Annotated in this window: 21 protein-coding genes; 16 read left to right on the top strand and 5 right to left on the bottom strand. The window is 59.0% G+C overall.

Annotated features, from left to right (window positions below; all coding sequences use genetic code 11):
- Positions 1–53 precede the first annotated feature (53 nt).
- The 7 genes from G560_RS0100825 to uvrC all read left to right on the top strand — a co-directional run bounded on the left by G560_RS0100825 (position 54) and on the right by uvrC (position 8,506).
- Complete coding sequence (locus G560_RS0100825) at positions 54–1,337, top strand: ABC transporter substrate-binding protein (protein WP_022702411.1); 1,284 nt, start codon at positions 54–56, stop codon at positions 1,335–1,337.
- A 69-nt stretch (positions 1,338–1,406) separates the two neighbouring features.
- Entirely contained in the window at positions 1,407–2,243 is an 837-nt protein-coding gene (locus G560_RS0100830) for an ABC transporter ATP-binding protein (protein ID WP_022702412.1), read from the top strand.
- Positions 2,244–2,254: 11 nt separating this feature from the next.
- Entirely contained in the window at positions 2,255–3,451 is a 1,197-nt protein-coding gene (locus G560_RS0100835) for a phenylacetate--CoA ligase family protein (RefSeq protein ID WP_028913572.1), read from the top strand.
- Positions 3,452–3,560: 109 nt separating this feature from the next.
- The gene (locus G560_RS0100840; protein ID WP_022702414.1) at positions 3,561–4,385 is read left to right on the top strand and encodes a S49 family peptidase; all 825 of its coding nucleotides are present in this window, start codon (positions 3,561–3,563) and stop codon (positions 4,383–4,385) included.
- 211 nt (positions 4,386–4,596) lie between these two features.
- Positions 4,597–5,547, top strand: a complete 951-nt coding sequence (locus G560_RS0100850; protein ID WP_022702416.1) for a calcium/sodium antiporter — start codon at positions 4,597–4,599, stop codon at positions 5,545–5,547.
- A gap of 3 nt (positions 5,548–5,550) precedes the next feature.
- Positions 5,551–6,330 carry an SDR family oxidoreductase gene (locus G560_RS0100855; RefSeq protein ID WP_028913574.1) on the top strand — a complete coding sequence of 260 codons (780 nt, stop codon included), beginning with the start codon at positions 5,551–5,553 and terminating at the stop codon, positions 6,328–6,330.
- Between the two features lie 286 nt (positions 6,331–6,616).
- Positions 6,617–8,506 carry an excinuclease ABC subunit UvrC gene (gene uvrC, locus G560_RS0100860; protein WP_022702418.1) on the top strand — a complete coding sequence of 630 codons (1,890 nt, stop codon included), beginning with the start codon at positions 6,617–6,619 and terminating at the stop codon, positions 8,504–8,506.
- A gap of 392 nt (positions 8,507–8,898) precedes the next feature.
- Here uvrC and G560_RS0100865 read toward each other — a convergent pair whose 3' ends face one another.
- A complete protein-coding gene (locus G560_RS0100865; RefSeq protein WP_028913576.1) occupies positions 8,899–9,888 on the bottom strand; it encodes an asparaginase in 990 nt (329 codons plus the stop codon).
- A gap of 193 nt (positions 9,889–10,081) precedes the next feature.
- Here G560_RS0100865 and G560_RS0100870 point away from each other — a divergent pair, with 193 nt between their 5' ends.
- The gene (locus G560_RS0100870; RefSeq protein WP_028913577.1) at positions 10,082–10,606 is read left to right on the top strand and encodes an invasion associated locus B family protein; all 525 of its coding nucleotides are present in this window, start codon (positions 10,082–10,084) and stop codon (positions 10,604–10,606) included.
- 107 nt (positions 10,607–10,713) lie between these two features.
- Positions 10,714–11,895 (top strand): dual-specificity RNA methyltransferase RlmN, encoded by a 1,182-nt coding sequence (gene rlmN / locus G560_RS0100875; RefSeq protein WP_022702421.1) that lies wholly within the window; start codon positions 10,714–10,716, stop codon positions 11,893–11,895.
- A 20-nt stretch (positions 11,896–11,915) separates the two neighbouring features.
- Here the strand turns inward: rlmN and G560_RS0100880 are convergent, their stop codons facing one another.
- The gene (locus tag G560_RS0100880; protein ID WP_022702422.1) at positions 11,916–12,833 is read right to left on the bottom strand and encodes a calcium/sodium antiporter; all 918 of its coding nucleotides are present in this window, start codon (positions 12,831–12,833) and stop codon (positions 11,916–11,918) included.
- A gap of 302 nt (positions 12,834–13,135) precedes the next feature.
- On the opposite strand from G560_RS0100880, the gene G560_RS0100885 reads away from it, so the two are divergent.
- From G560_RS0100885 to G560_RS0100915, 7 genes are all read left to right on the top strand, one after another.
- The gene (locus tag G560_RS0100885; RefSeq protein WP_022702423.1) at positions 13,136–14,341 is read left to right on the top strand and encodes a winged helix-turn-helix domain-containing protein; all 1,206 of its coding nucleotides are present in this window, start codon (positions 13,136–13,138) and stop codon (positions 14,339–14,341) included.
- A 148-nt stretch (positions 14,342–14,489) separates the two neighbouring features.
- A complete protein-coding gene (locus G560_RS0100890; RefSeq protein ID WP_022702424.1) occupies positions 14,490–15,416 on the top strand; it encodes an AEC family transporter in 927 nt (308 codons plus the stop codon).
- Between the two features lie 11 nt (positions 15,417–15,427).
- Positions 15,428–16,258 carry an S-formylglutathione hydrolase gene (gene fghA, locus G560_RS0100895; RefSeq protein ID WP_022702425.1) on the top strand — a complete coding sequence of 277 codons (831 nt, stop codon included), beginning with the start codon at positions 15,428–15,430 and terminating at the stop codon, positions 16,256–16,258.
- Positions 16,259–16,276: 18 nt separating this feature from the next.
- Entirely contained in the window at positions 16,277–16,729 is a 453-nt protein-coding gene (locus G560_RS0100900) for a YaiI/YqxD family protein (protein WP_022702426.1), read from the top strand.
- A 49-nt stretch (positions 16,730–16,778) separates the two neighbouring features.
- On the top strand, positions 16,779–17,798 hold the full coding sequence (locus G560_RS18180) for a DMT family transporter (protein ID WP_022702427.1): 1,020 nt from the start codon (positions 16,779–16,781) through the stop codon (positions 17,796–17,798).
- Positions 17,785–18,423: an HAD family hydrolase gene (locus G560_RS0100910; RefSeq protein ID WP_028913579.1), complete on the top strand. Its 639-nt coding sequence runs from the start codon at positions 17,785–17,787 to the stop codon at positions 18,421–18,423. The genes G560_RS18180 and G560_RS0100910 overlap by 14 nt, the downstream gene beginning before the upstream one ends.
- Positions 18,420–19,334 (top strand): ornithine cyclodeaminase family protein, encoded by a 915-nt coding sequence (locus G560_RS0100915; RefSeq protein ID WP_022702429.1) that lies wholly within the window; start codon positions 18,420–18,422, stop codon positions 19,332–19,334. The genes G560_RS0100910 and G560_RS0100915 overlap by 4 nt, the downstream gene beginning before the upstream one ends.
- On the opposite strand, the gene G560_RS18185 is transcribed toward G560_RS0100915, so the two are convergent.
- From G560_RS18185 to G560_RS0100930, 3 genes are read right to left on the bottom strand one after another with little or no spacing between them, the layout of a single operon-like run.
- Positions 19,331–19,780, bottom strand: a complete 450-nt coding sequence (locus G560_RS18185; protein ID WP_022702430.1) for a GbsR/MarR family transcriptional regulator — start codon at positions 19,778–19,780, stop codon at positions 19,331–19,333. The two genes, G560_RS0100915 and G560_RS18185, sit on opposite strands and share 4 nt — an antisense overlap.
- Positions 19,777–22,836, bottom strand: a complete 3,060-nt coding sequence (locus tag G560_RS0100925) for an efflux RND transporter permease subunit (protein ID WP_022702431.1) — start codon at positions 22,834–22,836, stop codon at positions 19,777–19,779. The genes G560_RS18185 and G560_RS0100925 overlap by 4 nt, the downstream gene beginning before the upstream one ends.
- Entirely contained in the window at positions 22,833–24,032 is a 1,200-nt protein-coding gene (locus tag G560_RS0100930; RefSeq protein WP_022702432.1) for an efflux RND transporter periplasmic adaptor subunit, read from the bottom strand. The genes G560_RS0100925 and G560_RS0100930 overlap by 4 nt, the downstream gene beginning before the upstream one ends.
- Between the last annotated feature and the right edge of the window lie 96 nt (positions 24,033–24,128).

Below are 24,128 nucleotides of genomic sequence, written 5' to 3' on the forward strand. Positions count from 1 at the left end.
CATACGACAACGACGAACACCACGGCATCAAAAACTCTGGGAGGAGACCTAAGATGAAGATGAAGTTTACTGCGCTTGTAGCGGCCGCCATGATGGCAGCAGCCCCCGCACTGGCCGATCTGGTCGTGCCGAACCTTTCCTATCGCACCGGCCCCTATGCACCGGGTGGGGTGCCCTATGCCGATGGCTTTCAGGATTATTTCACACTGCTGAACGAACGCGATGGCGGCATCGGTGGCGAAAAAATCGTCGTGCCGGAATGTGAAACTGCCTATAACACCGAAAAAGGCGTGGAATGCTATGAGGCGACCAAGGGCACCGGCGCGCTGGCCTATAACCCGTTGTCCACCGGCATCACCTATCAGCTGATCCCCAAGGTTACGGCCGATGGCTCCTCGCTTTACACCCCCGGCTATGGCCGCACCTCTGCGGCCAACGGCAAGGTGTTTTCCAACGTCTTCAACTATCCGGCAAACTATTGGACAGCCGCATCGGTTGCGGTCAACTACTTGCTGTCGGAAAATGGAGGCGATTTGAAGGGCAAGAAGATCGCGCTCGTCTATCACAACTCGGCCTATGGCAAGGAACCTATCCGCACGCTGGAAGAACTGTCCAAAAAGCATGGGTTTGAACTGGTGCAATTGCCGGTCGAACATCCGGGGCAGGAACAAAAATCGCAATGGCTGCAAATCCGCCGTGAAAAGCCGGACAATGTCATCATGTATGGCTGGGGCGTGATGAATGCCGTGGCTATTCAGGAAGCGGCCAACATCAAATATCCGATGGACCAGTTTATCGGTATCTGGTGGTCGGGTGCGGAACATGACGTGCTGCCCGCAGGCGATGGCGCGAATGGCTATAAATCCCTGACCATGCACGGCACGGGGATGGATTACCCCGTCTATGCGGATCTGAAGAAATACGTGGCCGATGCTGGCAAAGGTGCTGGCGCGGGTGATCAGGTTGGCACCGTGCTCTATTCGCGCGGCATGTATGCGGCAATGGTTATCGCCGAGGCGCTGCGCAATGCCCAAGCCATTGCAGGCACATCGGCGGTGAACGCAGCGCAGGTGCGGGACGGCTTTGAAACACTGGAAATCACCGAGGCGCGGATGGCCGAGATTGGCCTGCCAGACTTTGGCCAAGCCTTCAAATCCACCTGCGAAGATCACGGTGGCCCCGGCATGGCGCGTATCCAGCAATGGGATGCAACCGCCAAGAAATGGAATCTGATTTCTGGATGGATCGAGCCGGATATGGACGTGATCCAGCCATTGATCATGGAAGATTCCGAGGCGTTTGCCGCCGAAAACAACATCGAACCGCGCTGCAACTAAGGCGCATCCCTCCGGCCGTGGCATTCGCCGCGGCCGGGGTTTTTGAGTATTTATGCAAAGATGAAACCCATGCTGGATGCACCCCAAACGACCGAGACACAGGCCGAGACCTTGCTGGAGGTCAACAATATCGAGGTGATCTACAATCACGTCATCCTCGTGTTGAAAGGCGTCAGCCTGACCGTGCCCAAGGGCCGGATCACGGCGCTTTTGGGCGGCAATGGCGCGGGCAAAACCACCACGCTCAAGGCCGTGTCGAACCTTTTGCATTCCGAACGCGGTGAGGTGACAAAGGGGTCGATCACCTTCAAGGGCCAGAATATCGCCAACCGCGACCCTGCCGAAATGGTGCGCAACGGGGTTATTCAGGTCATGGAAGGCCGCCATTGTTTTGAACACCTGACGGTCGAGGAAAACCTTCTGACCGGCGCCTATACCCGTACCCAAGGGGCAGGGGCCATCGCTGCCGACCTTGAAATGGTTTACAATTATTTCCCCCGCCTGCGCGAACGCCGCAAATCCCAAGCGGGTTATACCTCGGGGGGCGAGCAGCAAATGTGCGCCATTGGCCGCGCCTTGATGAGCCGCCCAGAGATGATCCTTTTGGATGAACCGTCAATGGGCCTTGCGCCGCAATTGGTTGAACAAATCTTTGAAATCGTAAAGGCGGTGAACGAAAACGAAGGCACCACGTTCCTTTTGGCCGAACAAAACACCAACGTTGCCCTGCGCTATGCCCATACCGGCTATATCCTTGAATCGGGCCGCGTGGTGATGGAAGGCACGGCCGCAGATTTGCGCGAAAATCCGGATGTGAAAGAATTTTACCTCGGCATGTCCGACAAGGGCCGCAAATCCTTCCGCGATGTGCGCAGCTATCGCCGCCGCAAACGGTGGTTGGCATGAAGGATCTCGCCATGACCCACTTTGACGCCTTGGAAACCCGCAGCGCGGATCAGCGTGAGGCCGATCATCTGGCCGCGCTGACCGCCCAAATCGCCCGCGTGGCAGCCGCCCCAGGTGCCTGCCGCATCACCGATTTTACCCCCAAAACCCTGTCTGATCTGGCAAAACTACCCATCCTGCGCAAATCCGATCTGACCACGTGGCAAAAGGATAATCCGCCCTTTGGCGGCATCCCCACCGCCAATATCCACCACATCTTTCAATCGCCTGGCCCGATCTATGAACCGGGCGGCACCAGCCCTGATTGGTGGCGCATGGGCCGTTTCCTGCACGCCTGCGGCATTGGCCCAACCGATATCGTGCAAAACTGCTTTGGCTATCACCTCACCCCCGCAGGCATGATCTTCGAATCTGGTGCGCGGGCGGTTGGCGCAAAGGTCATCCCCGCAGGCACGGGCCAAACCGACCTTCAGGTCCGCGCCGCTGTGGATATCGGCACAACCGCCTATGCAGGCACGCCCGATTTTCTGAAAATTATCCTCGACCGCGCCGATGCCATGGGCGAACGCCTGCGCATCACCCGCGCGGCAGTGGGCGGCGGGGCGCTTTTCCCTAGCTTGCGCAAAGAATACACCGATCGCGGTATCCAAACCCTGCAATGCTATGCCACCGCCGACCTTGGCAATATCGCCTACGAATCCGCCGCGATGGAGGGGATGATTATCGACGAAAACGTCATCGTCGAAATCGTCCGCCCCGGCACAGGCGACCCCGTGGCATTGGGCGAGGTGGGTGAGGTTATCGTGACCACCCTCAACCCCGATTACCCGCTGATCCGCTTTGCCACGGGTGATCTGTCGGCAATGATGGACGGGCAATCGCCGTGTGGCCGCACCAACGCCCGCATCAAGGGCTGGATGGGCCGCGCCGATCAGACGACGAAAATCAAAGGCATGTTCGTGCGCCCTGAACAGGTAGCAGCCTTTGTGGCCAGTCATCCAGAAGTCACCCGCGCCCGCGTTATTGCCACTCGCAACGGCGAAATGGATGCGATGACCGTGCAGATTGAGACCCGCGCCACAAACACCGGCCTGTATGAACCCACCGTGCTGGAAACCCTGAAACTGCGCGGCACAATCGAACTTGTCCCCCCCGGGTCCTTGCCCAACGACGGCAAGGTTATCGACGATCAGCGCAAGTATGATTAGGGCGTTTTGCGCCCGAACCCCAAGGGAATTGCAACGCTGCACAATAAATCCTCGCCCAAGCGCGCGGGGGTTCTTGTTCTGCCGCGCGGCTAGGCCTACATCATGACCTATGCGCAAATTCATCCCATTCCTTAAAAAACCGCCCTTCGTCCCCGTAATCCGCCTGTCCGGCAGCATCGGTGGTGGCAGTCGTTTCAGCCCCGCGCTGAATGATGCCGCCTTGGCCCCCCAAATCGAACGCGCCTTTGCGCGCGGCAAACCTGCCGCCGTGGCCTTGGTCATCAACTCGCCCGGTGGGTCTGCGGTGCAATCCAGCCTGATCGCCGCGCGCATCCGGCGTCTGGCAGATGAGAAAAACATCCCCGTCCACGCCTTTGTCGAAGATGTGGCCGCATCGGGTGGCTATTGGCTGGCCTGCGCTGCCGATAATATCTGGGTCGATGACAGCTCAATGGTCGGGTCGATCGGGGTTATATTCGCCAGCTTTGGTTTCCCCGATCTGATGGCGAAACATGGCGTTGAACGGCGGGTCCATACCGCAGGCACGTCGAAATCGCTGGCCGACCCGTTCTTGCCCGAAAAACCCGCCGATGTCGCGCGGCTCAAGGCGCTGCAAGAACCGATCCACGCGGCCTTTATCGCCCATGTCAAACGCCGCCGCGGGCAGCGCCTGTCCACCACAACCGATCTGTTCAACGCTGATATCTGGGTGGGGCAGGGGGCAGTTGACCTCGGGCTTGCCGATGGCGTGGCGCATCTCGTGCCGAAACTGAAATCGCTCTACGGTGACAAGGTGGCTTTGCAGGTCATCGGTGAACGCAAATCCTTTCTGCAACGCTTTGGCCTGAACGCGGGCAATTTCGGCGCATCCGTCGCCGCAGGGGCGCTGTCCGAGGCCGAAGATCGCGCGCTGCTGTCGCGCTACGGGTTATAATCGTGGTCAAAGTCGTCTCCTTATTCCTCGTCGTCGTCTTGGTCCTTGCCATGTTTGGCAAGCTGGGCTGGCTGGGCAGCCTTGCTCCCAAAAGCATCCGTCGCGGCGGCAAATCCAAGCCCGCGCTATGCATAAAATGTGGCCGCCATGTCATTGGCAGCCAAGGTTGCGATTGCGACCAAAAAACGAATAACAAAGGATAGTTCTGCCAATGCTGATGGATCTGGTTTATGTGGCCATTGGCCTTGTGCTGCTGGTGCTTGCAGGCGATGCCTTGGTGCGTGGGTCGGTCAACCTTGCCCTGCGACTTGGCATTCCGCCCCTGATCGTCGGCCTGACCGTGGTGGCGTTCGGCACCTCAGCCCCTGAACTTCTGGTATCGGTCAAGGCTATTTTGGACAATGCGCCCGGCATCGCATTAGGCAATGTCGTCGGGTCCAACATCGCCAATATATTACTGGTCCTTGGCATTCCGGCCATCATTTCCACCATCCATTCCAGCACCTTGGGCGTATCGCGCGGGTTTATCACCATGCTGGCCGCCACAGCCCTGTTCATCGGGCTGTGTTTCTTGGGGCCAATCACATGGTGGCACGCGGGTATCCTTTTGGTTGGCCTGACGTTGATGATCGCCGATAACATCCACAGCGCGCGCCAACACCGCAACGCCGCCAAACACGTTGAGGAGGAAGAGCTGGAAGGCGCAGACCCTTCGGCCCCGTGGTGGAAAATCATCGGTTTTCTGGTTGTTGGCATCATCGGCCTGCCGCTGGGTGCCGGTTTTCTGGTCGATGGCGCATCCAACATCGCCCGCACCTACGGTATTTCCGAAACCGTGATCGGGTTGACGCTGGTGGCGGTGGGCACATCGCTGCCCGAACTGGCCACATCCGTGATCGCGGCGTTCAAGAAACAAGCCGATGTGGCGATGGGCAATGTGATCGGGTCCAACGTGTTCAACCTTTTGGGCATCATCGGCGTGGCGGGCTTTGTTGGCCCCATCCCCGTGCCTGACAGCATGCTGCAGTCCGACCTGTGGGTCATGGCGGCAGCCTCGCTCTTGCTGATCCCGTTCATCCTCATGCGGTTCAACATCACGCGCACCGTTGGACTTGTGTTTGTGGCGGCCTATGTTGGGTATACTATATCATTGGTGGCTTAAAACATGGCACGAGCACTCATCACAGGAGCAGGGCGCCGCTTGGGCCGCGCGATGGCGCTCTATCTGGCAGGGCGCGGGCATGACATCGCTGTCCATTACGCCACCTCGGCCGATGACGCGCAAACGCTGGTGGCTGAAATCACCGCAATGGGCCGCCGCGCTGTGGCCCTTCAGGCCGACTTGCTGGACGATGCGCAAACCGAAACCCTTGTTGGCCGCGCGACACAGGCCCTAGGCGGCCCGCTCACCGTCTTGGTCAACAATGCCTCGATCTTTGAATACGACACCATCCACAGCGCCACCCGCAGCAGCTGGGACCGCCACATCGGCTCCAACCTGCGCGCGCCCTTTGTCCTGACCCAATCCTTCGCCGCGCAGGCCCTACCCGCCACCACTGACAGCACGGGCGAACCCCTCGCCCCCTCGCTCATCGTCAATATGCTCGACCAGCGTGTCCGCAAACTGACGCCTGAATTCATGACCTACACGCTGGCCAAAATGGGACTCTGGGCGCTGACCCAAACCACCGCGCAGGCCCTTGCCCCGGCCATCCGCGTCAACGCCATCGGCCCCGGTCCCACAATGCAAGGCGCGCGCCAAACCGAACAACACTTCTCGACCCAGCGCGCCAACACCATCCTGCAACGCGGCGTAAACCCGTCCGATATAACGGCAGCACTTGGTTATTTCCTTGATGCGCCTGCCGTCACGGGTCAACTTCTCTGCGTTGATGGCGGCCAACATCTCGGCTGGAAAACCGCCGATGTCCTTGGGGTAGAGTAGGTTTCCAGCCTCACCCTGCGACAAGTTGTGCACCGCGCGCGATTTCGTTACCAAACCGTTACGTTTTCTTGTGTCTTTTCAACTGTTTGACAAGAGTATAATTAATTACCCATAAAAAACAAATACTTAATAAATCGCCTAAAAATTAGGCAATCACGTGAACCCTGCTAAAAACAAGGGAAAAACCATGGCGCCCGATTATTCCTAACAGACTTATCCACAGAAAGCGGGGATAGGTTTTCTCTTGCTCCCACCCGTGCTTCATTGCAGCACCTACAGGGAATCGATGAATGTCAAAGAAAGGTTTGACGTGACCGCAGCCAACAGCGCCCCACCGACAGGCCACGCAGTTATTCAGGCGTACCTCAAAACGCTTGATGGCTCGCCGGGCGTCTACCGGATGCTGAATGCCGCCAGCGAAGTGCTGTATGTCGGCAAGGCCCGCGCGTTGCGCAACCGCGTGTCCAACTACGCCCGCCCCTCGGGTCATTCGGGCCGCATCGCGCGGATGATATCCGAAACCGCGTCGATGATGTTCCTGACCACGCGCACGGAAACCGAGGCGCTGCTGCTGGAACAAAACCTCATCAAGCAACTTAAACCGCGCTACAACGTGCTGCTGCGTGACGATAAATCCTTCCCCAATATCCTGATCCCAACCGATCACGACTTTCCCATGATCAAGAAACACCGCGGCAAACGCTCGGAAAAAGGCCATTACTTCGGCCCCTTCGCGTCGGCGGGCGCAGTGAACCGCACCCTTAACCAGCTTCAGCGCGTGTTCCTTTTGCGCAATTGCACCGATGCCATGTTTTCCGGTCGCACCCGCCCCTGCCTGCAATATCAAATCAAACGCTGCGCCGGCCCTTGTGTCGGCAAGGTCAGCCAAGCCGATTACGCCAACCTCGTCGCTGACTCTAAGCGCTTCCTCGATGGCAAAACTACCGATGTACAGGCCAACCTTGCCACCGAAATGGCTCGCGCCTCGGATGATATGGAATTTGAACGCGCCGCGGCCTTGCGTGATCGCATCAAGGCACTCACTCAAGTGCAATCGGCCCAAGGCATCAATCCGGCATCGGTGGCCGAGGCAGACGTGATCGCCCTGCATATCGAAGGCGGCCAAGCCTGCGTGCAGGTCTTCTTCATCCGCGCCAACCAATCCTGGGGCAACCGCGATTTCTATCCCCGCATCCCCAATGACGCCGAAATCCCTGAAATCATGGAGGCCTTCGTCACGCAATTCTACGACGACAAGGAACCCCCACGCCTCCTCCTCCTCTCGCATCCCGTCGATAACGAAGATCTGGTCACGCAGGCGCTATCTGACCGCGCAGGCCGCAAGGTGGAAATCACCATCCCCCAACGTGGCGAAAAGGCCGAACTGGTCGAAAACGCCGCCCGCAATGCCCGCGAAAGCCTCGCGCGCAAAATGTCCGAATCCGCCACGCAAAACAAACTTCTGTCAGGTCTGGCCGAAGCGTTTGATCTCGACGCCCCCCCCAAACGGATCGAGGTGTACGACAACTCGCATATTCAGGGCACCAACGCCGTGGGCGGCATGATCGTGGCGGGCCCGGACGGGTTCCTAAAATCCCAATACCGCAAATTCAACATCAAATCGGCCGCAGGTGCCAATTCTGACGACTTTGGCATGATGAAAGAGGTGCTGACCCGCCGCTTTGAACGCCTGTTGAAAGAAGACCCCGAACGCACGTCTGAGGCTTGGCCCGACCTCTTGCTGATCGACGGCGGGGCAGGGCAGGTGTCTGCGGTGGAAAGCATCATGCTTGATCTGGGCGTCGATGATATCGCCATGATCGGCGTCGCCAAAGGCGTCGATCGCGACCACGGCAAAGAAGAATTTCACCGCACTGGCCAACGCCCCTTTGCCCTGCGGATGAACGACCCTGTCCTTTATTTCGTGCAACGCCTGCGCGATGAGGCCCACCGCTGGGCCATCGGCGCCCATCGCGCCAAACGCGCCAAAGCGGTCAGCGCCACGCCTCTTGATGATATCCCCGGCGTCGGTGCGGCTCGCAAACGCGCCCTTCTGGCCCATTTCGGCTCGGCCAAGGCCGTCAGCCGCGCCGCCATCCCCGACCTAATGGCCGTGGGCGGCATTTCTGAACCCCTCGCCCAAAAGATCAGCGATTTTTTCAACGCCAAGGGCTAGGCGTGTGCTCACGCGCACCAGCAAACTGAAGCCAACGCACATCTTACGCCAAGACCGAAACCTATAGCTAAAATTTATCTAAAATCCGCTTTCTTTTCGATCTAAATATCCCGGGGTGAATGCGCCAAAGGCGCAGGGGGGCAGCGCCCCCAAAACATTCAACGACAAACCCGAAAACTCCTCAACAAAGCCCCAAGCTTGCCGTGATGCTGACATGAATCCCCGTCATACAGATCCCAGTAGCGATTAATGTTGGCTTCGGTGGTTCGGACTTATTGCCCCCACCCAGACCGGATCACCGGGGTCAGCCCGCTACACCTAAAAGAACGCCGCCAGAACCGGGTAAGGGGCTGGCGGCGTTTCTTCATGTCAAAGGGCGACCAAGCCCCAGCTCACGCAAACCCGTCAGCCACCCGCAGGGTGCCGGTTTCAAACCCGCGCCGACTGCGTTCAATGGTGTTCAGGTATTTGCGCGTGGCCGGATGGTCGGCCTCCAACACGCCCAACTTGACCAACAAGGCGCAAATCGCAAGCTCGGCCCCCCGCGTGCCGCCATCCGTAACCTTCAACGCAATGCCCTTTTTCAACTCGGGGATAATCGCGATAAACACCGCTTCGGCGCCGGTTTTGATTGCAACCTTGCCACCCATCGCCCGCATCAACTCTGTACAGGCGCGCCCCTCACCCGCCACCATGTCCGGATGCGCCATCATCCCGCGTGACAAACGATATGCCGCATCCTGCCGCGCATCCGCACCGTCTTGCGCCGTGGCAAAATACGCCATCGCCCGGGCCAACCCGTGAACAGATGTCGAATAGTTCGGCGCCGAACAGCCATCGACACCGTATCCGGCGCTCGTCTCGCCCGTCACCTCTTCAAACGCCGCTTTAACGGCCATCTGCACCGGATGGTCGGCCTCAATATAATCGGCATGCCCACCCATGTGCTTGTTCAGCATCAAAAAACCTGCATGCTTGCCCGAACAATTGTTGTGGATCTGGCATGGACTCTCATCGCTTTTGATCAACCGATCCCGCTCCGGCCTGTCCGCAGGCTCTTGGCTGCCACAGCGCAAATCGGCCTCACCCAGCCCCATATCGGCCAACCACGCGCCAACCGCCTCTCGATGAATCGCAGCCCCATTGTGGCTGGCACACACCAACCCCAACTGCCGCGGCGTCAAATCCCGCCCCGCGCCGCTCTCCATCAACGGCAAGGCCTGCACCATCTTACAGCTTGACCGCGGGAAAATCACCGCCGCAGGGTCGCCCCACGCCGCTTCGATCGATCCGTCCGCGCCGCAAATCACCGCATGCCCCATGTGCACGCTTTCCAGCTGCCCACCGCGCCACAGCTCTGCCATTGCCACTGGTTTTGTCATTTTCCCCATCCTTTTGCCTGCAATCCACATCAAACATGCGCGATTTTCTGCGCATAGGGCTTTTACGGACTGCCCTTTTTGCGTTATGCATGAAATATCGAGTTGAAACGACCCGCGCCACAGGAAAAGCTTGGATCTAAGGGCTAAGTGGCTAGGGCACAGAGGCATTAAACAGCTGGAGGCTGTGAACGATATGAAATTACGCATCATTGGCGCGCTATTCGGCGCAGCACTTGGACTAGGGGCCTCCGCAGCCTTTGCCCAATCCGAAACCGAATGTGTCTCGGCCAAAACGGATTGGAGCGTTTGCGTCTGGCAACAACCCAAGGAATGCTGGGGCGTCTCCAAACCCAAGGAAACCGTGAACAGCAAAGACGGCAAGGTCGTCTCGGCCCGTCGCGGTGACATCTTGATGTTCGTCACCTTCCGCCCCGGTTCGGGTGCCAAGGGCGAAGTATCCTTCACCGGCGGCTACCCCTTCGCCTCCGGCTCGACCGTCAACGTCAACATCGATGGCAAACAGTTTGAACTCTTCTCCGATGGCGAATGGGCATGGCCAGCAAGCACATCCGATGACGCGGGCCTACTTGCTGCCATGAAGGCAGGCGGCTCGGCCATCGTTACCGCCCGTTCCGGCCGTGGCACACAAACCAAAGATACCTTCTCGCTTTCCGGCTTTACCGCCGCGATGGGTGAGGCGGAACAGCGCTGCAAATAAGCCGCTTATCCGAACGCACAACGCCCCCCGCGCAGGTCCGCTGGGGGCGTTTTCTTTTGCCCGAACATCCGCTATACGTCTGCCTTGCCCAACAGGATTCCCGCGCCATGACCGTCACGCCCTCTGCCCCCATCACCCAAGATGTCCACACCATCCCGCGCAAACTGCCGGACGGGGGCAAGATCAACATCATCGGCCTCACCCGCGATCAGCTGCGCGAGGCGCTTATCGTCGCCGGATGCCCCGAAAAGCAGGCCAAAATGCGCATGGGCCAAATCTGGCAATGGGTCTATTTCTTTGGCCTGCGTGATTTCAACGACATGACCAACCTGTCCAAAGATTTCCGCGCGCTTCTGGCCGACAAATTCGAACTGGCCCTGCCCGAAGTTGTCACCAAACAAGTCTCGACCGATGGCACCCGTAAATACCTTGTCCGTATTCAGGGCGGGCATGAAGTAGAGGTCGTCTATATCCCCGAAACCGATCGCGGCACCTTGTGTATTTCTTCGCAGGTCGGCTGCACCCTGACCTGTTCGTTCTGCCACACCGGCACGCAAAAACTGGTGCGCAACCTGACTCCGGGCGAAATTGTGGGCCAGGTTATGCTCGCCCGCGATGATCTGGATGAATGGCCCGTCAAAGGCGCCTCCAACGCCGACCCCGCCGCGCGCCTTGTGTCAAACATCGTGCTGATGGGCATGGGTGAACCGCTTTATAATTTTGAAAACGTGCGTGACGCGATGAACATCGTGATGGACGGCGAAGGCATCGCCCTTGGCCGCCGCCGCATTACCTTGTCCACCTCCGGAGTCGTCCCCGAAATCGCCCGCACCGCACAGGAAATCGGATGCCTTTTGGCCGTCAGCTTTCACGCCACCACGGATGAGGTGCGCGATACCTTGGTTCCCATCAATAAAAAATGGAACATCGCGACCCTGCTCGATGCCCTGCGCGACTATCCCGGCCTCACCAATTCCGAACGCATCACCTTTGAATACGTCATGCTCGACGGCGTGAATGACAGCAAAGAAGACGCGCATCGCCTGATCGACCTGCTGCGCGGCATCCCCGCCAAGGTGAACCTGATCCCCTTCAACGAATGGCCCGGCGCGCCCTACAAGCGCTCCTCCGGCAACCGCATCCACGCCTTTGCCGACATCATCAACGCCGCAGGCTACGCCTCGCCCATCCGCAAACCGCGTGGCGAAGATATCATGGCCGCCTGTGGCCAGCTGAAATCGGCGACGGAAAAGGCCCGCAAATCCCGCAAAGGGGTGGAGGCGGGGTAACCGCCCCCACGCCTGTGCGGCTATCCCTGTGCCGCCCAAACATAGGCCACATAGGCCAACACCAGCACCACGCCAACGCCCCGCCCGATGACCTTTTGGGTCAGCAAAAGGGCGGTCAGCACCAGCGATGCACACAGCATAATAGGCAGATCAAAGGTCAAAAACCTGTCAGCCACGGGAATGGGTTTTATCATCGCCGTAACGCCCAAAATCCCCAACACGTTAAAGATATTGGACCCGACCACATTGCCAATCGCAATTTCCGATTGTCGCCGGAACGCCGCGATCACCGATGTTGCAAGCTCGGGCAAGGACGTACCCACCGCCACAATTGTCAAGCCGATAAACGCTTCGGATATCCCGTAACCCCGTGCAATATTCACCGACCCTTCAACCAAGAACCGTGCGCCGAACATCAGCGTGACCAACCCGCCCAAAACCCAAAGCCCCGATATCAGCATCGCTGGCGGGGGCGTGGTGTCCTCTTCCTCGACGGCTTCGCCAGGCTTGATATAGGCCCAGATCAGATAGCCCGCCAAAGCAATCACCAGCATCAGGCCCGGCAACCGCCCCAATTCGCCCATCGCGAAAATGGGCACCAAGGCGGCGGCCCCTGCAACCATCACCGCCGTATCACGCCGCAACGTGCTGCCCGACACGCGAATGGGCCAAACCAGACAGGTCACCCCCACAATCAGCAAGATATTGGCGATGTTCGACCCCACGATATTGCCAATCGCAATATCCGGCACGCCGCGCCACGCCGCCTCGACCGACACCAACAGTTCAGGGGTCGATGTGCCAAACCCGACAACCGTCAGGCCTATCAACAGCGGTGAAATGGCAAGGCGGCGGGCAATCCCGACACTGCCCCGCACCAACCCTTCGCCACCAAAAAACAGCGCAAGCAAGCCTGCGATGACGTAAATATAATCCACGAGAGGTTCCTTTTGGGCAGACCGCCTGCCATTGGCATAGATGGAGGTGGGCTAATCCGCCTTTCAAGGGATAGTGTCGGGCCAACAAAAATAAATTTTTCAAATGGCCCACGAATGTAGCGAGGGTTAGGTGCGCATTCATTGCGCACCTAACCCTATCGACTTGCCTGCCGGCCGCGTCCGCATTAAAATTTGGTTAATGAAAATCTGAAAATCAAACAATATCAACACTCTACAAAAATGTCTGCGCGGGGTCACTTGGGCCTCTATCGCGTTCCACATCCCCCTGCTACCCTATCAAAATGACCCGCCAAACCCTCTCAAACACCCTCGCCCGCCGCCTGTTTTTGCATCGACATGAACTCGGAACCACCCCTTCCGGCACCGGAAAAGGGGCAGATCTTGCGGGCCTGATTGACCGCCTTGGCTTTGTTCAGGTCGATAGCATCCGAACCGTGGCCCGCGCCCATGATTTGATCCTGTTTTCCCGCCGCACTAATTATCGCCCCCCCGCCTTGAAACGCCTGTTGGAAAAAGACCGCGCGCTTTTTGAACATTGGACGCATGATGCCTCGATCATTCCAGCCCCACTTTTTCCGCACTGGCAACACCGTTTCGACCGCGATTCCGACCGTTTGAAACTGGGTTGGAAACGCTGGTTTCGGGATGGGTATGAGGCCCAGTTTGACACCATCCTGGCCCGCATCCAAAACTTCGGCCCCGTCACCTGTTCCGATGTGGGGCAGGGCGAGGCGCGTGGAAAAGGCGGCTGGTGGGATTGGCACCCGTCGAAAACCGCCCTTGAATGGCTGTGGCGTACAGGTGTTCTTTCCATCACGGGGCGCGACAATTTCCAGAAAATCTACGATCTCACCGAACGGGTCATCCCTGCTGCCCACCTCACGCCCAAACCGGACATTGCGAAGCATATCGACTGGGCTTGCATCGCGGCCCTTGACCGTCTCGGCTTTGCCACCGCCACGGAACTGTCGGCCTTTTGGGCCTCGGTTCCCATCGCTGCCGCCCGCGATTGGTGTTCGGGTGCCCTGAAATCCGGCCGGATCATTGAGCTGGATATTGAGGCCGCAGATGGTACCTTGCGTCCCAGTTTTGCCTTGCCCGATGTCATCCAATCCGCCAATAACCTGCCCCCCGCACCGCGCCGCATTCGTATTCTGTCGCCTTTTGACCCCGCCTTGCGTGACCGCGCGCGGGCCGAACGGCTGTTCGGGTTCTTTTACCGGATCGAGGTGTTCGTCCCCCAAGCCAAGCGCCAATACGGCTATTATGTTTTCCCCGTTCTTGAAGGCGAAGAGATCATCGGCCGCATAGATACCAAGGCCTTTCGCGACGAGGCCACCCTGCGCGTCACCGGCTTTTGGCCTGAACAGGGCGTAGCGATGGGCAAAGGCCGCCTGGCCCGGCTGGAGGATGCTTTGGAAAAACTTGCGCAGTTTGCCGAGTGCGACAGGGTGGCGTTTTCTTCTGACTGGCAGCGTGGCAGGTGACCAACGCCGGGGGCTGTCTGCCCCCGGACCCCCGAGGATATTTTTGCCGAAAAGAAAGCATAGGGCGCGCGCAAACGGGGTTGCCTGTCTTGCATCTGGCGCGGGGGCATGGAACCTAGAGACAAGCCTACGCAGGAGCTTCCATCCGATGCTGCCGATCCTCTTAAAAACCCTGCCCTTTTTCGCGCTGATCGGTTTGGGCTATTGGGCCGGGCGGGCGCGTTTTTTTACGCCAGAGGCCACGGCCTGGCTGACCAAATTCGTATTTTATTTTGCGCTGTCGGCGATGCTGTTTCGCTTTGCGTCGAACCTGTCACTGGCCGAAATTTGGGACGGGCGGTTTGTGGCGGCCTATTTGTGGGGCTGTGGGGTGGTCTATGCGATTGCGCTTGGCGTGGCCTTTTGGCGCGGTATTTCGGTTGAGGAAGCCGCGATCGAAGCGCAATGCGCGGTGATTGGGAACACCGGATTTCTGGGTGTGCCGATGCTAGTGGTCCTTATGGGGCCGCAGGCCGCAGGGCCGGTTTTGATGGTTCTGGCAATTGATTTGATTGTGTTTTCGACGATCATTACGCTGATCATCACAGGCGTGCGCCAAGGCCGGATGAGCCTTGGGGTGGTCAAGGCGCTGGCCATCGGTCTGTTGAAAAACCCGATGATTGTGTCGATGGCTTTGGGGTTGGCGTGGTCATCAACCGGCGTTGCCGTGCCTGCGCCGATCAATGATTTTATGGCGATTTTGGGTGGGGCGGCGACACCTGGCGCATTGTTTGCCATTGGCGCATCATTGGCCAGCAAATCGGCGGAGCGCGTGCAAATCGCGGGCTGGTTGTCGTTTTGCAAGCTGGTGTTGCACCCTGCCGCTGTGGCCTTTGCTGCGATTGTGTTGTTCAAGGTTGATCCCGACCCTGCGGGGGTGATGATTGCCGCTGCCGCCTTGCCAGTGGCGGGCAATGTCTACATTCTGGCCCAGCATTTCGGGGTGGCGCCGCAGCGGGTGTCGGCCTCGATCCTGATTTCCACAGCGGTCAGTATTCTGACTGTTACGATTGTTATGGCCCTTGTGATGGGCTGAAGGGGATACTTATGAAAACAATTTCCGAAAACCGTGCTTTTGGTGGCGTGCAAGGCGTCTACAGCCATGCGTCCGAGGTGTGCGGCTGCGACATGACCTTTGGTCTGTTCCTGCCCGAAGAGGCCGAGCATGAGCCGGTGCCGGTGATCTGGTATCTGTCGGGTCTAACCTGCACGCATGAAAACGCGATGGTCAAGGCGGGGGCTCAAGCCTGGGCCGCCGAACAAGGTGTCGCGCTGATTTTCCCCGATACCAGCCCGCGCGGCCCCTTGGTGGCGGATGATGATGCTTATGATCTGGGCCAAGGCGCTGGGTTTTATGTGAACGCGACCGAAGCCCCTTGGACCCCGCATTTTCGTATGTGGGATTACCTGACCGATGAGCTGCCGCATCTGTTGTTCAGCGCCTATCCGCTGGACGAAGGGCGTCAAGCGATTATGGGCCATTCGATGGGGGGGCATGGCGCGCTGACTATTGCGATGTCCTTTCCTGGTCGTTTCCGGTCCGTTTCGGCTTTTGCGCCAATCGCCCACCCCACGGCAAGCGATTGGGGGCGCAAGCAGTTCACGGCCTATCTGGGCCGCGATGAAACCAAATGGGCCGCCCATGACGCCACCTTGCTGATGAAAAAGCGCGGCTTTGACGGGCCGGTGCTGATTGACCAAGGCGGGTCGGATCAGTTCCTCGACAAGCTGATGCCCGAAGCCTTGGCCGAGGCCGCGATGGCCGCCCGTCAGAACGTGATTTTCCGCATGCAAAAGGGCTATGACCACAGCTATTTCTTTGTGTCCACCTTCATGCAAGATCATATCAGTTTCCACGCCGAGGCGCTGTATGAGTAGTTGTATGAGTAACTGGCAATGACCGTGATCTATATCGACGCCGATGCCTGCCCTGTTAAGGCCGAAGTGGAAAAGGTGGCCACGCGCCATGCCGTTCGGGTGATGATGGTGTCCAATGGCGGGATCCGTCCATCGGCCAATCCGTTGATCGAAAGTGTGTTTGTGTCCGATGGCCCTGATGTTGCGGATATGTGGATCGCGGACCGTGCGGGCGCGGGCGATGTGGTGATCACCGGCGACATCCCTTTGGCCGCGAAATGCGTGGAAGCGGGTGCATCGGTGCTGAAACACAACGGCGAAGAGCTGCACAGCCGCAATATTGGCCAAGTGCTGGCCACCCGCGATTTGATGCAGGATTTGCGCAGCGCCGACCCGTTCCGGCAAGGTGGCGGCAAGCCGTTCTCCAAGGCCGACCGCTCGCGCTTTCTAGACAGTCTGGAACGGCTGGTGCAGGCGGCAAAGCGCGCATGATGTCGCCCTTGGAACAGACGGGGCGCCCATCACGGGGCCAAATCGGCTTATGACCGACACCCAAACAGACCGCCGCGTTCTTTTGCTTGGTATTGCCAGTGCGATGGGCGCGTCCTGTTTCTTTTCCATCAATGACAGCGCGATCAAATTCCTCAGCGGTGGCTATGCCTTGCACCAAATTGTGCTGATCCGGTCGCTGATCGGCATGATGGTGATGTTCGCCATCATCGCGCATGCGGGCACGGGGCTGGCGGCGTTTCGCACGCGGCGGCTGGGCTTGCATCTTGTGCGCGGCGGCTTTGTCGTCACCTCGAATTTCTGTTTCTTTTTGGGCCTTGCCGCCATGCCCATTGCCGATGCCGTGGCGCTTTTTTTCATCGCCCCCTTGCTGATTACCGCGCTGTCTGTGCCAATGCTGGGCGAAAAGGTGGGGCCGCGGCGCTGGGCGGCGGTGGGTGTGGGGTTGCTGGGCGTTGTGGTCATGCTGCGCCCGGGGGCGGGGCTGTTTCACCCCGCCATGTTGCTGCCGCTGATTGCCGCCTTGTGCTATGCCATGCTGCATATGCTGACCCGCCGCATGGGGGGCACGGAAAGTGCGGTCACCTTGACGCTGTATGTGCAAATGACCTTTACGGCGGTTTGTATCCTCAGCGGCCTTGTGCTGGGCCACGGTGCCTTTGCCGGCCAGTCGGACCCCTCGCTGATTTTTCTGACCCGCGCGTGGGAATGGCCTGCCGCCGCCGATTGGCCCATCCTTGCGTTGGTGGGGCTTGCCTCGGCCATGGGGGCGCTGCTGATAACCCATGCGTATCGGTCGTGCGAGGCGGCACTGGTCGCACCGTTTGAATATATCTCGATGCCCTTGGCGATTATTTTTGGCTTGGTCATATTCGATGAATGGCCCGACCCGCTGGCATGGGTCGGTATCGCGCTAATTTGCGGTGCGGGGCTTTATACCGTGTGGCGCGAAACCCGCGCAAACCCGACCGCGCCACCCCTTGCATCGGTGCCGGGAAACCTGCGATCCTCGGCCGTGGGCGGAACAGAGGTGGCGGATGACAATGGTTAAGGCTGCGGTTAAGGCAGTGGTGTTCGACATCGGCAATGTGCTGATCGAATGGCAACCCGAACGCTATTACGATGCGCGGATCGGCGTGACGCGGCGGCAGGAATTATTCGCCGCCGTCGATCTGCACGCCATGAATGAACGCATTGATGCGGGCGGGTTGTTTCGCGAAACCGTCTATGACACCGCCGCGCAATACCCTGATTGGACAACAGAAATCCGCTGGTGGTATGATCATTGGATCGGCCTTGCCTCGCCGCGCATCGACCATTCCATAACCTTGCTGCGGCGCTTGCGGGCCAAGGGCGTACCAGTGTTTGCGCTGACGAACTTTGGCGATGACGCCTTTGCCTATGCCCAAACCCAATATGATTTTCTGACTGAATTTGACCGCGCCTATGTGTCGGGCCGTATGCAAATGACCAAGCCCGACCCCGCCATTTACGCGATGGTTGAGGCCGATTGCGGCATCCCGCCAAACGGGTTGCTGTTCGCCGATGACCGCGCCGAAAACATTGCCGCCGCCGCCGCGCGGGGTTGGCAAACCCATCTTTTCACAGGCCCCCAAGGCTGGGCCGACCGGCTGATCGCTGCAGGCGTTTTGACCGAACAGGAGGCCAGACCATGACCATCGAAATCGTCCCCCCACAGGCAGAGAGTATTCTGAACTGGCACACCCTGACCGAAGCGCTAGAGGCCGGCCACCGCTTGCCACGGGCCGAAGTGGCCGATAGTTTTCTCTATCGCGGCCCCGACACGCTGTTGAACCGCGCCGCGTGGATCGACGGTTTGGGCCAATTGGTCAAATGTGCCACCATCTTTCCGGGCAATGGCGCGCATGGTTTGGCGTCGGTCAACGGCGCGGTCACACTTTACGCCGATCAAACCGGCGTGCTTCAGGCGCTGGTCGATTTTCACCTTGTCACCAAATGGAAAACCGCCGGTGACAGCCTGCTTGCCGCCAAAAAACTGGCCCGCAAAGACAGCCGCAAGATTTTGCTGGTAGGTGCAGGCACCGTTGCGGGCACGATGATCGAAGCCTATTCCAGCGTGTTCACAGATGCCGAATTTACCGTCTGGGGCCGCAACCCCGTATCTGCACAGGCCTTTGCCGATGCGCATGGCATCACCGCCGTGACCGATCTGGAAACCGCCGTGCGCGGGGCCGACATCATCTGCACCGCCACCATGTCCAAGGAACCGCTGGTCATGGGCGATTGGCTGCAACCGGGCCAGCACCTCGACCTGATCGGCGCCTACCGCCCCGATATGCGCGAGGTGGATGACGCGGCGATAAAACGTGCCCGTCTGTTTGTCGATGCGCGGGCGACAACCGTGCATCACATCGGCGAGGTGATGATGCCCATCGCCAGCGGCGCGATCACCGAAGGCCATATCGTCGCCGATTATTATGACCTTGCCAAAGGCACCTTCGCCCGCCGCAGCGACGATGAAATCACCATCGCCAAAAACGGCGGCGGCGCGCATCTGGACCTGATGACCGCCACCTATATCCTGCAGGCGTGGCGCGCGCGTTAAAGCGTCTCTTTTGCCTTTTGAACCGAGGCAGACAGGCTGGCATAAAGGTTCGCGTAATCCTGCACGCGGGCTTTGACATCGGGGCGGCTGTCACAAATCTCGGCCACGGATGCCTGAATATCGGCCTGCGCGCGCGCCATTTCCTGCTGCACCCGCGCCAGCATGTTTGGAAACGGATTTTCGGCCAGTTGAAAGAAATCTTGCCGCTCGCCCGGTTTGGTCAGCCGCTTGATCAACGCACGATCTTCCAGCAAGCGGGTCGAGGTGCTGATGCTGCCACGGCTGACCTGCAATTCGCGGGCCAAATCGCCAAATGCCACTGCATCGCCATCAAACAACAACATCCCCAAAACGCGTCCCGCCACACGCGGGATGCCTTGGTTTTGCGCAATCAGCCCCGTCTTTTCAATAAATTCGCTGCGCACAATGCCCATCTGTTTGGTCATGGGGCGTCCACCTTTTGCGGTTGGTTCGCGCCCAGCACTGACACAAACCCCCGCCGCACGCGGGTTTTCATCCCGTTGATCACGCTGAACAAAGACGGCACAAACAGCAGCGACAACACGGTCGACAGCAACAACCCGCCAATCACTGCCACCGCCATCGGCGCGCGAAACTCGCCTCCCGGACCGATGGCCATAGCACTGGGTACCATGCCTGCGGTCATCGCAATCGTGGTCATCACAATGGGCCGCGCGCGTTTATGCCCCGCCTCCAGCATGGCCTTGTTGCGGTCCAACCCCGCCTCCATTTCGGTGATCGCAAATTCGACCAGCATGATCGCGTTTTTCGTCACAATCCCCATCAGCATCAAGAACCCGATGATGACCGACAACCCGATCCCCGCGCCGTAAATATACAGCGCAAAAATCGCACCACCGATGGCCAAAGGTAGCGACAGCAAAATGGTGATCGGCGTCACAAAGCTGGAAAACAGCAGCACCAACACCACATAAACCAGCAAAATTCCCGCGCCCATCGCCAACCCGAACTGGGTGAAAATCTCGCCCATAATCTCGGCATCGCCACCGGCCTTGATCGCGGTGCCTTCGGGCATGTTGCTGGCAAGCGGCACTGTATCCACCGCCGCTGTGGCTGGCCCCAACAACGCGCCGGGGGCCAGATCCGCCTCGATCGTCGTGCGGAACTGGCGGTCATAGCGTTCAATCCGCGTAGGGCCCGTCGACAGCGCCAATTCCGCTACCACACTTAACGGCACCGGCGCGCCTGTGGTGCTGGGCACCCGCAACCCTTGCAGCTGGAACAGATCGTTGCGCGCGCTTTCTTCAACCCGCACGATGATCGGGATTTGGCGGTCGCCCAAGGTGAACTTGGCCGAATTGCCGCCCGTTTCCCCCAAAGTCGCAATCCGCATGGTCGATGCCAGCGCCGAGGCCGACACCCCCATTTCCGCAGCCAATTCAGGGCGCGGGGTGATCTGGATTTCAGGGCGTACCAACGATGCCGCGCTACTGGCGTTCATTACCTCGGGCAGTTGGTTGAACTCGGTCGCCAGCGCGCGCGCCGCCGCGGCGGTTGCCGCATTGTCATCGCCCAACACATTTACCGAAATATCGCGCTGCCCGTCATCCTTCAGCACAAAAATCCGCGCGTCGGGATACGTCGACAAGCGCGCCGCAATGTCATCGGAAATCTCAAAGGACGAGCGGTCGCGATCCTCTTTCTGGCCAAATCCGATAATCAGGTTCGCCTTGGTCTGGCCCGCGTTGCCGCCATCGACCAATACCACCTCGACCTCGGGGATTTCCGCGATCAAAGCACTAACCTCACGCGCGGCTGTGCGCGTTTGGTCCAACAACGACCCGGGCGGCAGCTCAATCGACACCGCCGCACGCCCGGTATCGGAGGCGGGCACAAATTCAGTCGGCAGCAAGGTCGCGGAAAAAATCGATCCCGCAAAGATGAACACACCCAAAATCAGCGTCAGGGTCCGGTTGTGCAGCGTCCACGCCAAAACCCGCATATAGGCGCGCATCACGAGCCCGTCTTTTTCCTCATGTGCCGCAATGCCGTCTTTCATGAAATAGGCGGCCATCATCGGTGTAATCAACCGCGCGACAAGCAAGGAAAACAGCACGGCCACAGCCACCGTAATCCCGAACTGCTTGAAATACTGCCCCGCAATGCCGGACATAAAACTAACAGGCGCAAACACGGCCACGATGGTAAAGCTGATCGCGACCACGGTCATCCCAATCTCGGTCGCGGCCTCTTCCGATGCCTCATAGGCGGGTTTGCCCATCTGGATATGCCTGACGATATTCTCGATTTCCACAATCGCATCATCGACCAGAATGCCCGTGACCAGCGTGATCCCCAGCAAACTAACAGTATTCAACGAAAACCCCATCATCTGCATGACGATAAAGGTGGGGATAATCGACAGCGGCAGCGCCACGGCGGTAATCAACGTGGCGCGCCAGTTTTTCAGAAACAAGAACACCACGATGATCGCAAGGGCCGCCCCTTCATACAAAGTCTCCATCGCCGACTTGTAATTGCCTTCGGTGTAAATCGTCGCATCATCAATCAGCGAAAACGTGGCATTCGGGTATTCCACGGCAAGGCTGGCCAGTTTGGTTTTGGTGTTGTTGGCGGCGTCCAGATCACTGGCGCCCGTGCTGCGAAACACACCAAAGGCCACAACAGGCTGCCCGTTGAACAGTGCAAAACTTGTGGCCTCAACCGATCCTTCAAAGACTTTGCCAACCTGATCCAGCCGCACAATCGCGCCGGATGACAGGGTAATCGGCGTCGCGGCTAAATCCTCTAGGGTCGGCGCGCTGCCCAAGGCGCGGATCGAATATTCCTGCCCCGCCAAATCGCCGTTACCGCCGCCAAGGTCGATATTGCGTTGGCGCAATTGGGTGTTCACATCATTGGCCGTTAGTCGCAGGGCCAGCAAACGATCAGGGTTCAACTCAACCTCGATAGCCTGTTCATTACCGCCAATGCGGGCCACCTTGCCCACGCCACCAACGGTGGTCAGCTCGCGTGCCACCACCTCATCTACAAAATAAGACAGCTCTTCAATCGTGCGGGTCGGGTCTGATACGGCATAGGTCAGGATCGCGCGGCCCGTCACATCAACGCGCTGGACATTGGGTTCGGTGATGCTGTCAGGCAGGTCGCCACGGGCGCGGGTCACGGCATCCTTGATGTCATTCAACGCGCGGTCCGTGTCGGTTTCCAGCGCAAATTCCACTGTAATACTTGCCACGCCATCCGTGGCCGTGGCGCTGACATGTTTTACGCCTGTCACATCGGACACTGCGGTTTCTATCGGCTTGATAATCTGGTTGGCAATTTCAGACGGGGCTGCACCCGCTTGGCCAATGCTGATCGTGATGATCGGAATGTCGATATTGGGGAATTGCGTGACAGGCAGGCGGAAAAACCCGACCATCCCCACAATGCACAGCACCAAAAACAGCGCAAGCGACGGGACAGGTTTGCGGATCGCCCAAGTTGACATATTCATGGCTTGGTCCCCACACCCGTATTTGCACCCGTATCCGCATCTTCGCGGATCGGGTTGATGCGGTCACCATCGCCAAAGAACGCACCAGCCTTTGCAATCACCAATTCGCCCAATGCAACGCCGTCCATAATTTCGCGGGCTCCGTCCCAAATCAGCCCCGCTGCAACGGCTCGCTTTTCGATCAACCCGTCCTTGGACACCAAAACATACGTGCCTAGCGCATCGGTCAGCACGGCGGCGGCAGGCACAGTCGGGGCGCTGCGCTTGGCGGTAATAATCCAACCGCTGGCAAACAACCCTTCGCGCAGGCCCTTTGCATCCGTTTCAATCCGGATCTTGCCCAGTCTGTTCAAAGCATCAACCGTGGGCGAGATTTGACGCACCGTCCCCGCAGCCTTGCCCACGCTAGCAATTGTCAGCTCGGCCGTGTCGCCAAGGCTGATCTCTCCCAGCGCGGTTTCCACCACCTCGGCTTCAATCTCTAGCACGCCACCCGCGATCATGCGGAAAATCGGGTCGCCGCCGGAACTGGCAATCGCGCCAATCTGGCCGTTGCGCACTGAAACCAACCCCGCGACAGGCGCGCGCAGCGTGGCGTGGTCAAGGTTCAAAGCGGCAATATCCAGCTGTGCCTGTGCCTGTTGCAGTTGCGCTTCGGCCACCAGCAACCCGTCCTTGGCCGACGCAAGCCCCGCATCGGACGTGCGCGCCGCCGCAATCGCTTGATCCAGCGTCGATTGGGTCGCACTGCCCGCTTTGAACAAAGCTTGGGTGCGGGTCAGCGCCGAATTTGCCTGTTCGGCCCCCGCAGCGGCCGAGGCAATCTGGCTGCGCGCCTGACTGATCGCGGCCTCAACCCGCGCATATTCGGCTTGCGCCTGCGCCAATTGCGCGGTCAGGTTGCGGTTGTTCAGCGTCGCCAAAACATCTCCTGCCCTAACCTGCGCGCCGATATCGACATTCAGCGTTTCAATCGTAAAGCCGTTGACTTGCGGATAAATCAGCACCTCGTCGCGCGGCAGCAAAGTGCCAGATACGGGAACACGACCAATCACCTCTCGGGTCGAAACTTCGGCCACCGTGACCGTGGCAAGGTGCACGGTCGGGGCTGCCAGGGCGCTGTCTTGGGCGGTCGCAGGCATAACGGATGCGGCGCACAACGTCAGAGTATAGGCAAAAGCAAGGCGGAAACGCATGAGGGCAGTCCTTTGGTTTTCGAAAGCTGGGCAAACTGCCAACAAGAGGCTGTTGGCTATCACGCCGCTATCCGATGTCAATATAATTCGTTCAGA

Origin of the sequence: Pseudorhodobacter ferrugineus DSM 5888, from assembly GCF_000420745.1 — a bacterium.
Lineage (GTDB): Bacteria > Pseudomonadota > Alphaproteobacteria > Rhodobacterales > Rhodobacteraceae > Pseudorhodobacter > Pseudorhodobacter ferrugineus.

What these genes read in the sequence shown, in the direction of transcription:
- G560_RS0100825 (WP_022702411.1), top strand. Translation starts at nt 54, where the DNA reads ATGAAGATGAAGTTTACTGCGCTTGTAGCGGCCGCCATGATGGCAGCA.
- G560_RS0100830 (WP_022702412.1), top strand. Translation starts at nt 1,407, where the DNA reads ATGCTGGATGCACCCCAAACGACCGAGACACAGGCCGAGACCTTGCTG.
- G560_RS0100835 (WP_028913572.1), top strand. Translation starts at nt 2,255, where the DNA reads ATGACCCACTTTGACGCCTTGGAAACCCGCAGCGCGGATCAGCGTGAG.
- G560_RS0100840 (WP_022702414.1), top strand. Translation starts at nt 3,561, where the DNA reads ATGCGCAAATTCATCCCATTCCTTAAAAAACCGCCCTTCGTCCCCGTA.
- G560_RS0100850 (WP_022702416.1), top strand. Translation starts at nt 4,597, where the DNA reads ATGCTGATGGATCTGGTTTATGTGGCCATTGGCCTTGTGCTGCTGGTG.
- G560_RS0100855 (WP_028913574.1), top strand. Translation starts at nt 5,551, where the DNA reads ATGGCACGAGCACTCATCACAGGAGCAGGGCGCCGCTTGGGCCGCGCG.
- uvrC (WP_022702418.1), top strand. Translation starts at nt 6,617, where the DNA reads ATGAATGTCAAAGAAAGGTTTGACGTGACCGCAGCCAACAGCGCCCCA.
- G560_RS0100865 (WP_028913576.1), bottom strand. Translation starts at nt 9,888, where the DNA reads ATGACAAAACCAGTGGCAATGGCAGAGCTGTGGCGCGGTGGGCAGCTG.
- G560_RS0100870 (WP_028913577.1), top strand. Translation starts at nt 10,082, where the DNA reads ATGAAATTACGCATCATTGGCGCGCTATTCGGCGCAGCACTTGGACTA.
- rlmN (WP_022702421.1), top strand. Translation starts at nt 10,714, where the DNA reads ATGACCGTCACGCCCTCTGCCCCCATCACCCAAGATGTCCACACCATC.
- G560_RS0100885 (WP_022702423.1), top strand. Translation starts at nt 13,136, where the DNA reads ATGACCCGCCAAACCCTCTCAAACACCCTCGCCCGCCGCCTGTTTTTG.
- G560_RS0100890 (WP_022702424.1), top strand. Translation starts at nt 14,490, where the DNA reads ATGCTGCCGATCCTCTTAAAAACCCTGCCCTTTTTCGCGCTGATCGGT.
- fghA (WP_022702425.1), top strand. Translation starts at nt 15,428, where the DNA reads ATGAAAACAATTTCCGAAAACCGTGCTTTTGGTGGCGTGCAAGGCGTC.
- G560_RS0100900 (WP_022702426.1), top strand. Translation starts at nt 16,277, where the DNA reads ATGACCGTGATCTATATCGACGCCGATGCCTGCCCTGTTAAGGCCGAA.
- G560_RS18180 (WP_022702427.1), top strand. Translation starts at nt 16,779, where the DNA reads ATGACCGACACCCAAACAGACCGCCGCGTTCTTTTGCTTGGTATTGCC.
- G560_RS0100910 (WP_028913579.1), top strand. Translation starts at nt 17,785, where the DNA reads ATGACAATGGTTAAGGCTGCGGTTAAGGCAGTGGTGTTCGACATCGGC.
- G560_RS0100915 (WP_022702429.1), top strand. Translation starts at nt 18,420, where the DNA reads ATGACCATCGAAATCGTCCCCCCACAGGCAGAGAGTATTCTGAACTGG.
- G560_RS18185 (WP_022702430.1), bottom strand. Translation starts at nt 19,780, where the DNA reads ATGACCAAACAGATGGGCATTGTGCGCAGCGAATTTATTGAAAAGACG.
- G560_RS0100925 (WP_022702431.1), bottom strand. Translation starts at nt 22,836, where the DNA reads ATGAATATGTCAACTTGGGCGATCCGCAAACCTGTCCCGTCGCTTGCG.
- G560_RS0100930 (WP_022702432.1), bottom strand. Translation starts at nt 24,032, where the DNA reads ATGCGTTTCCGCCTTGCTTTTGCCTATACTCTGACGTTGTGCGCCGCA.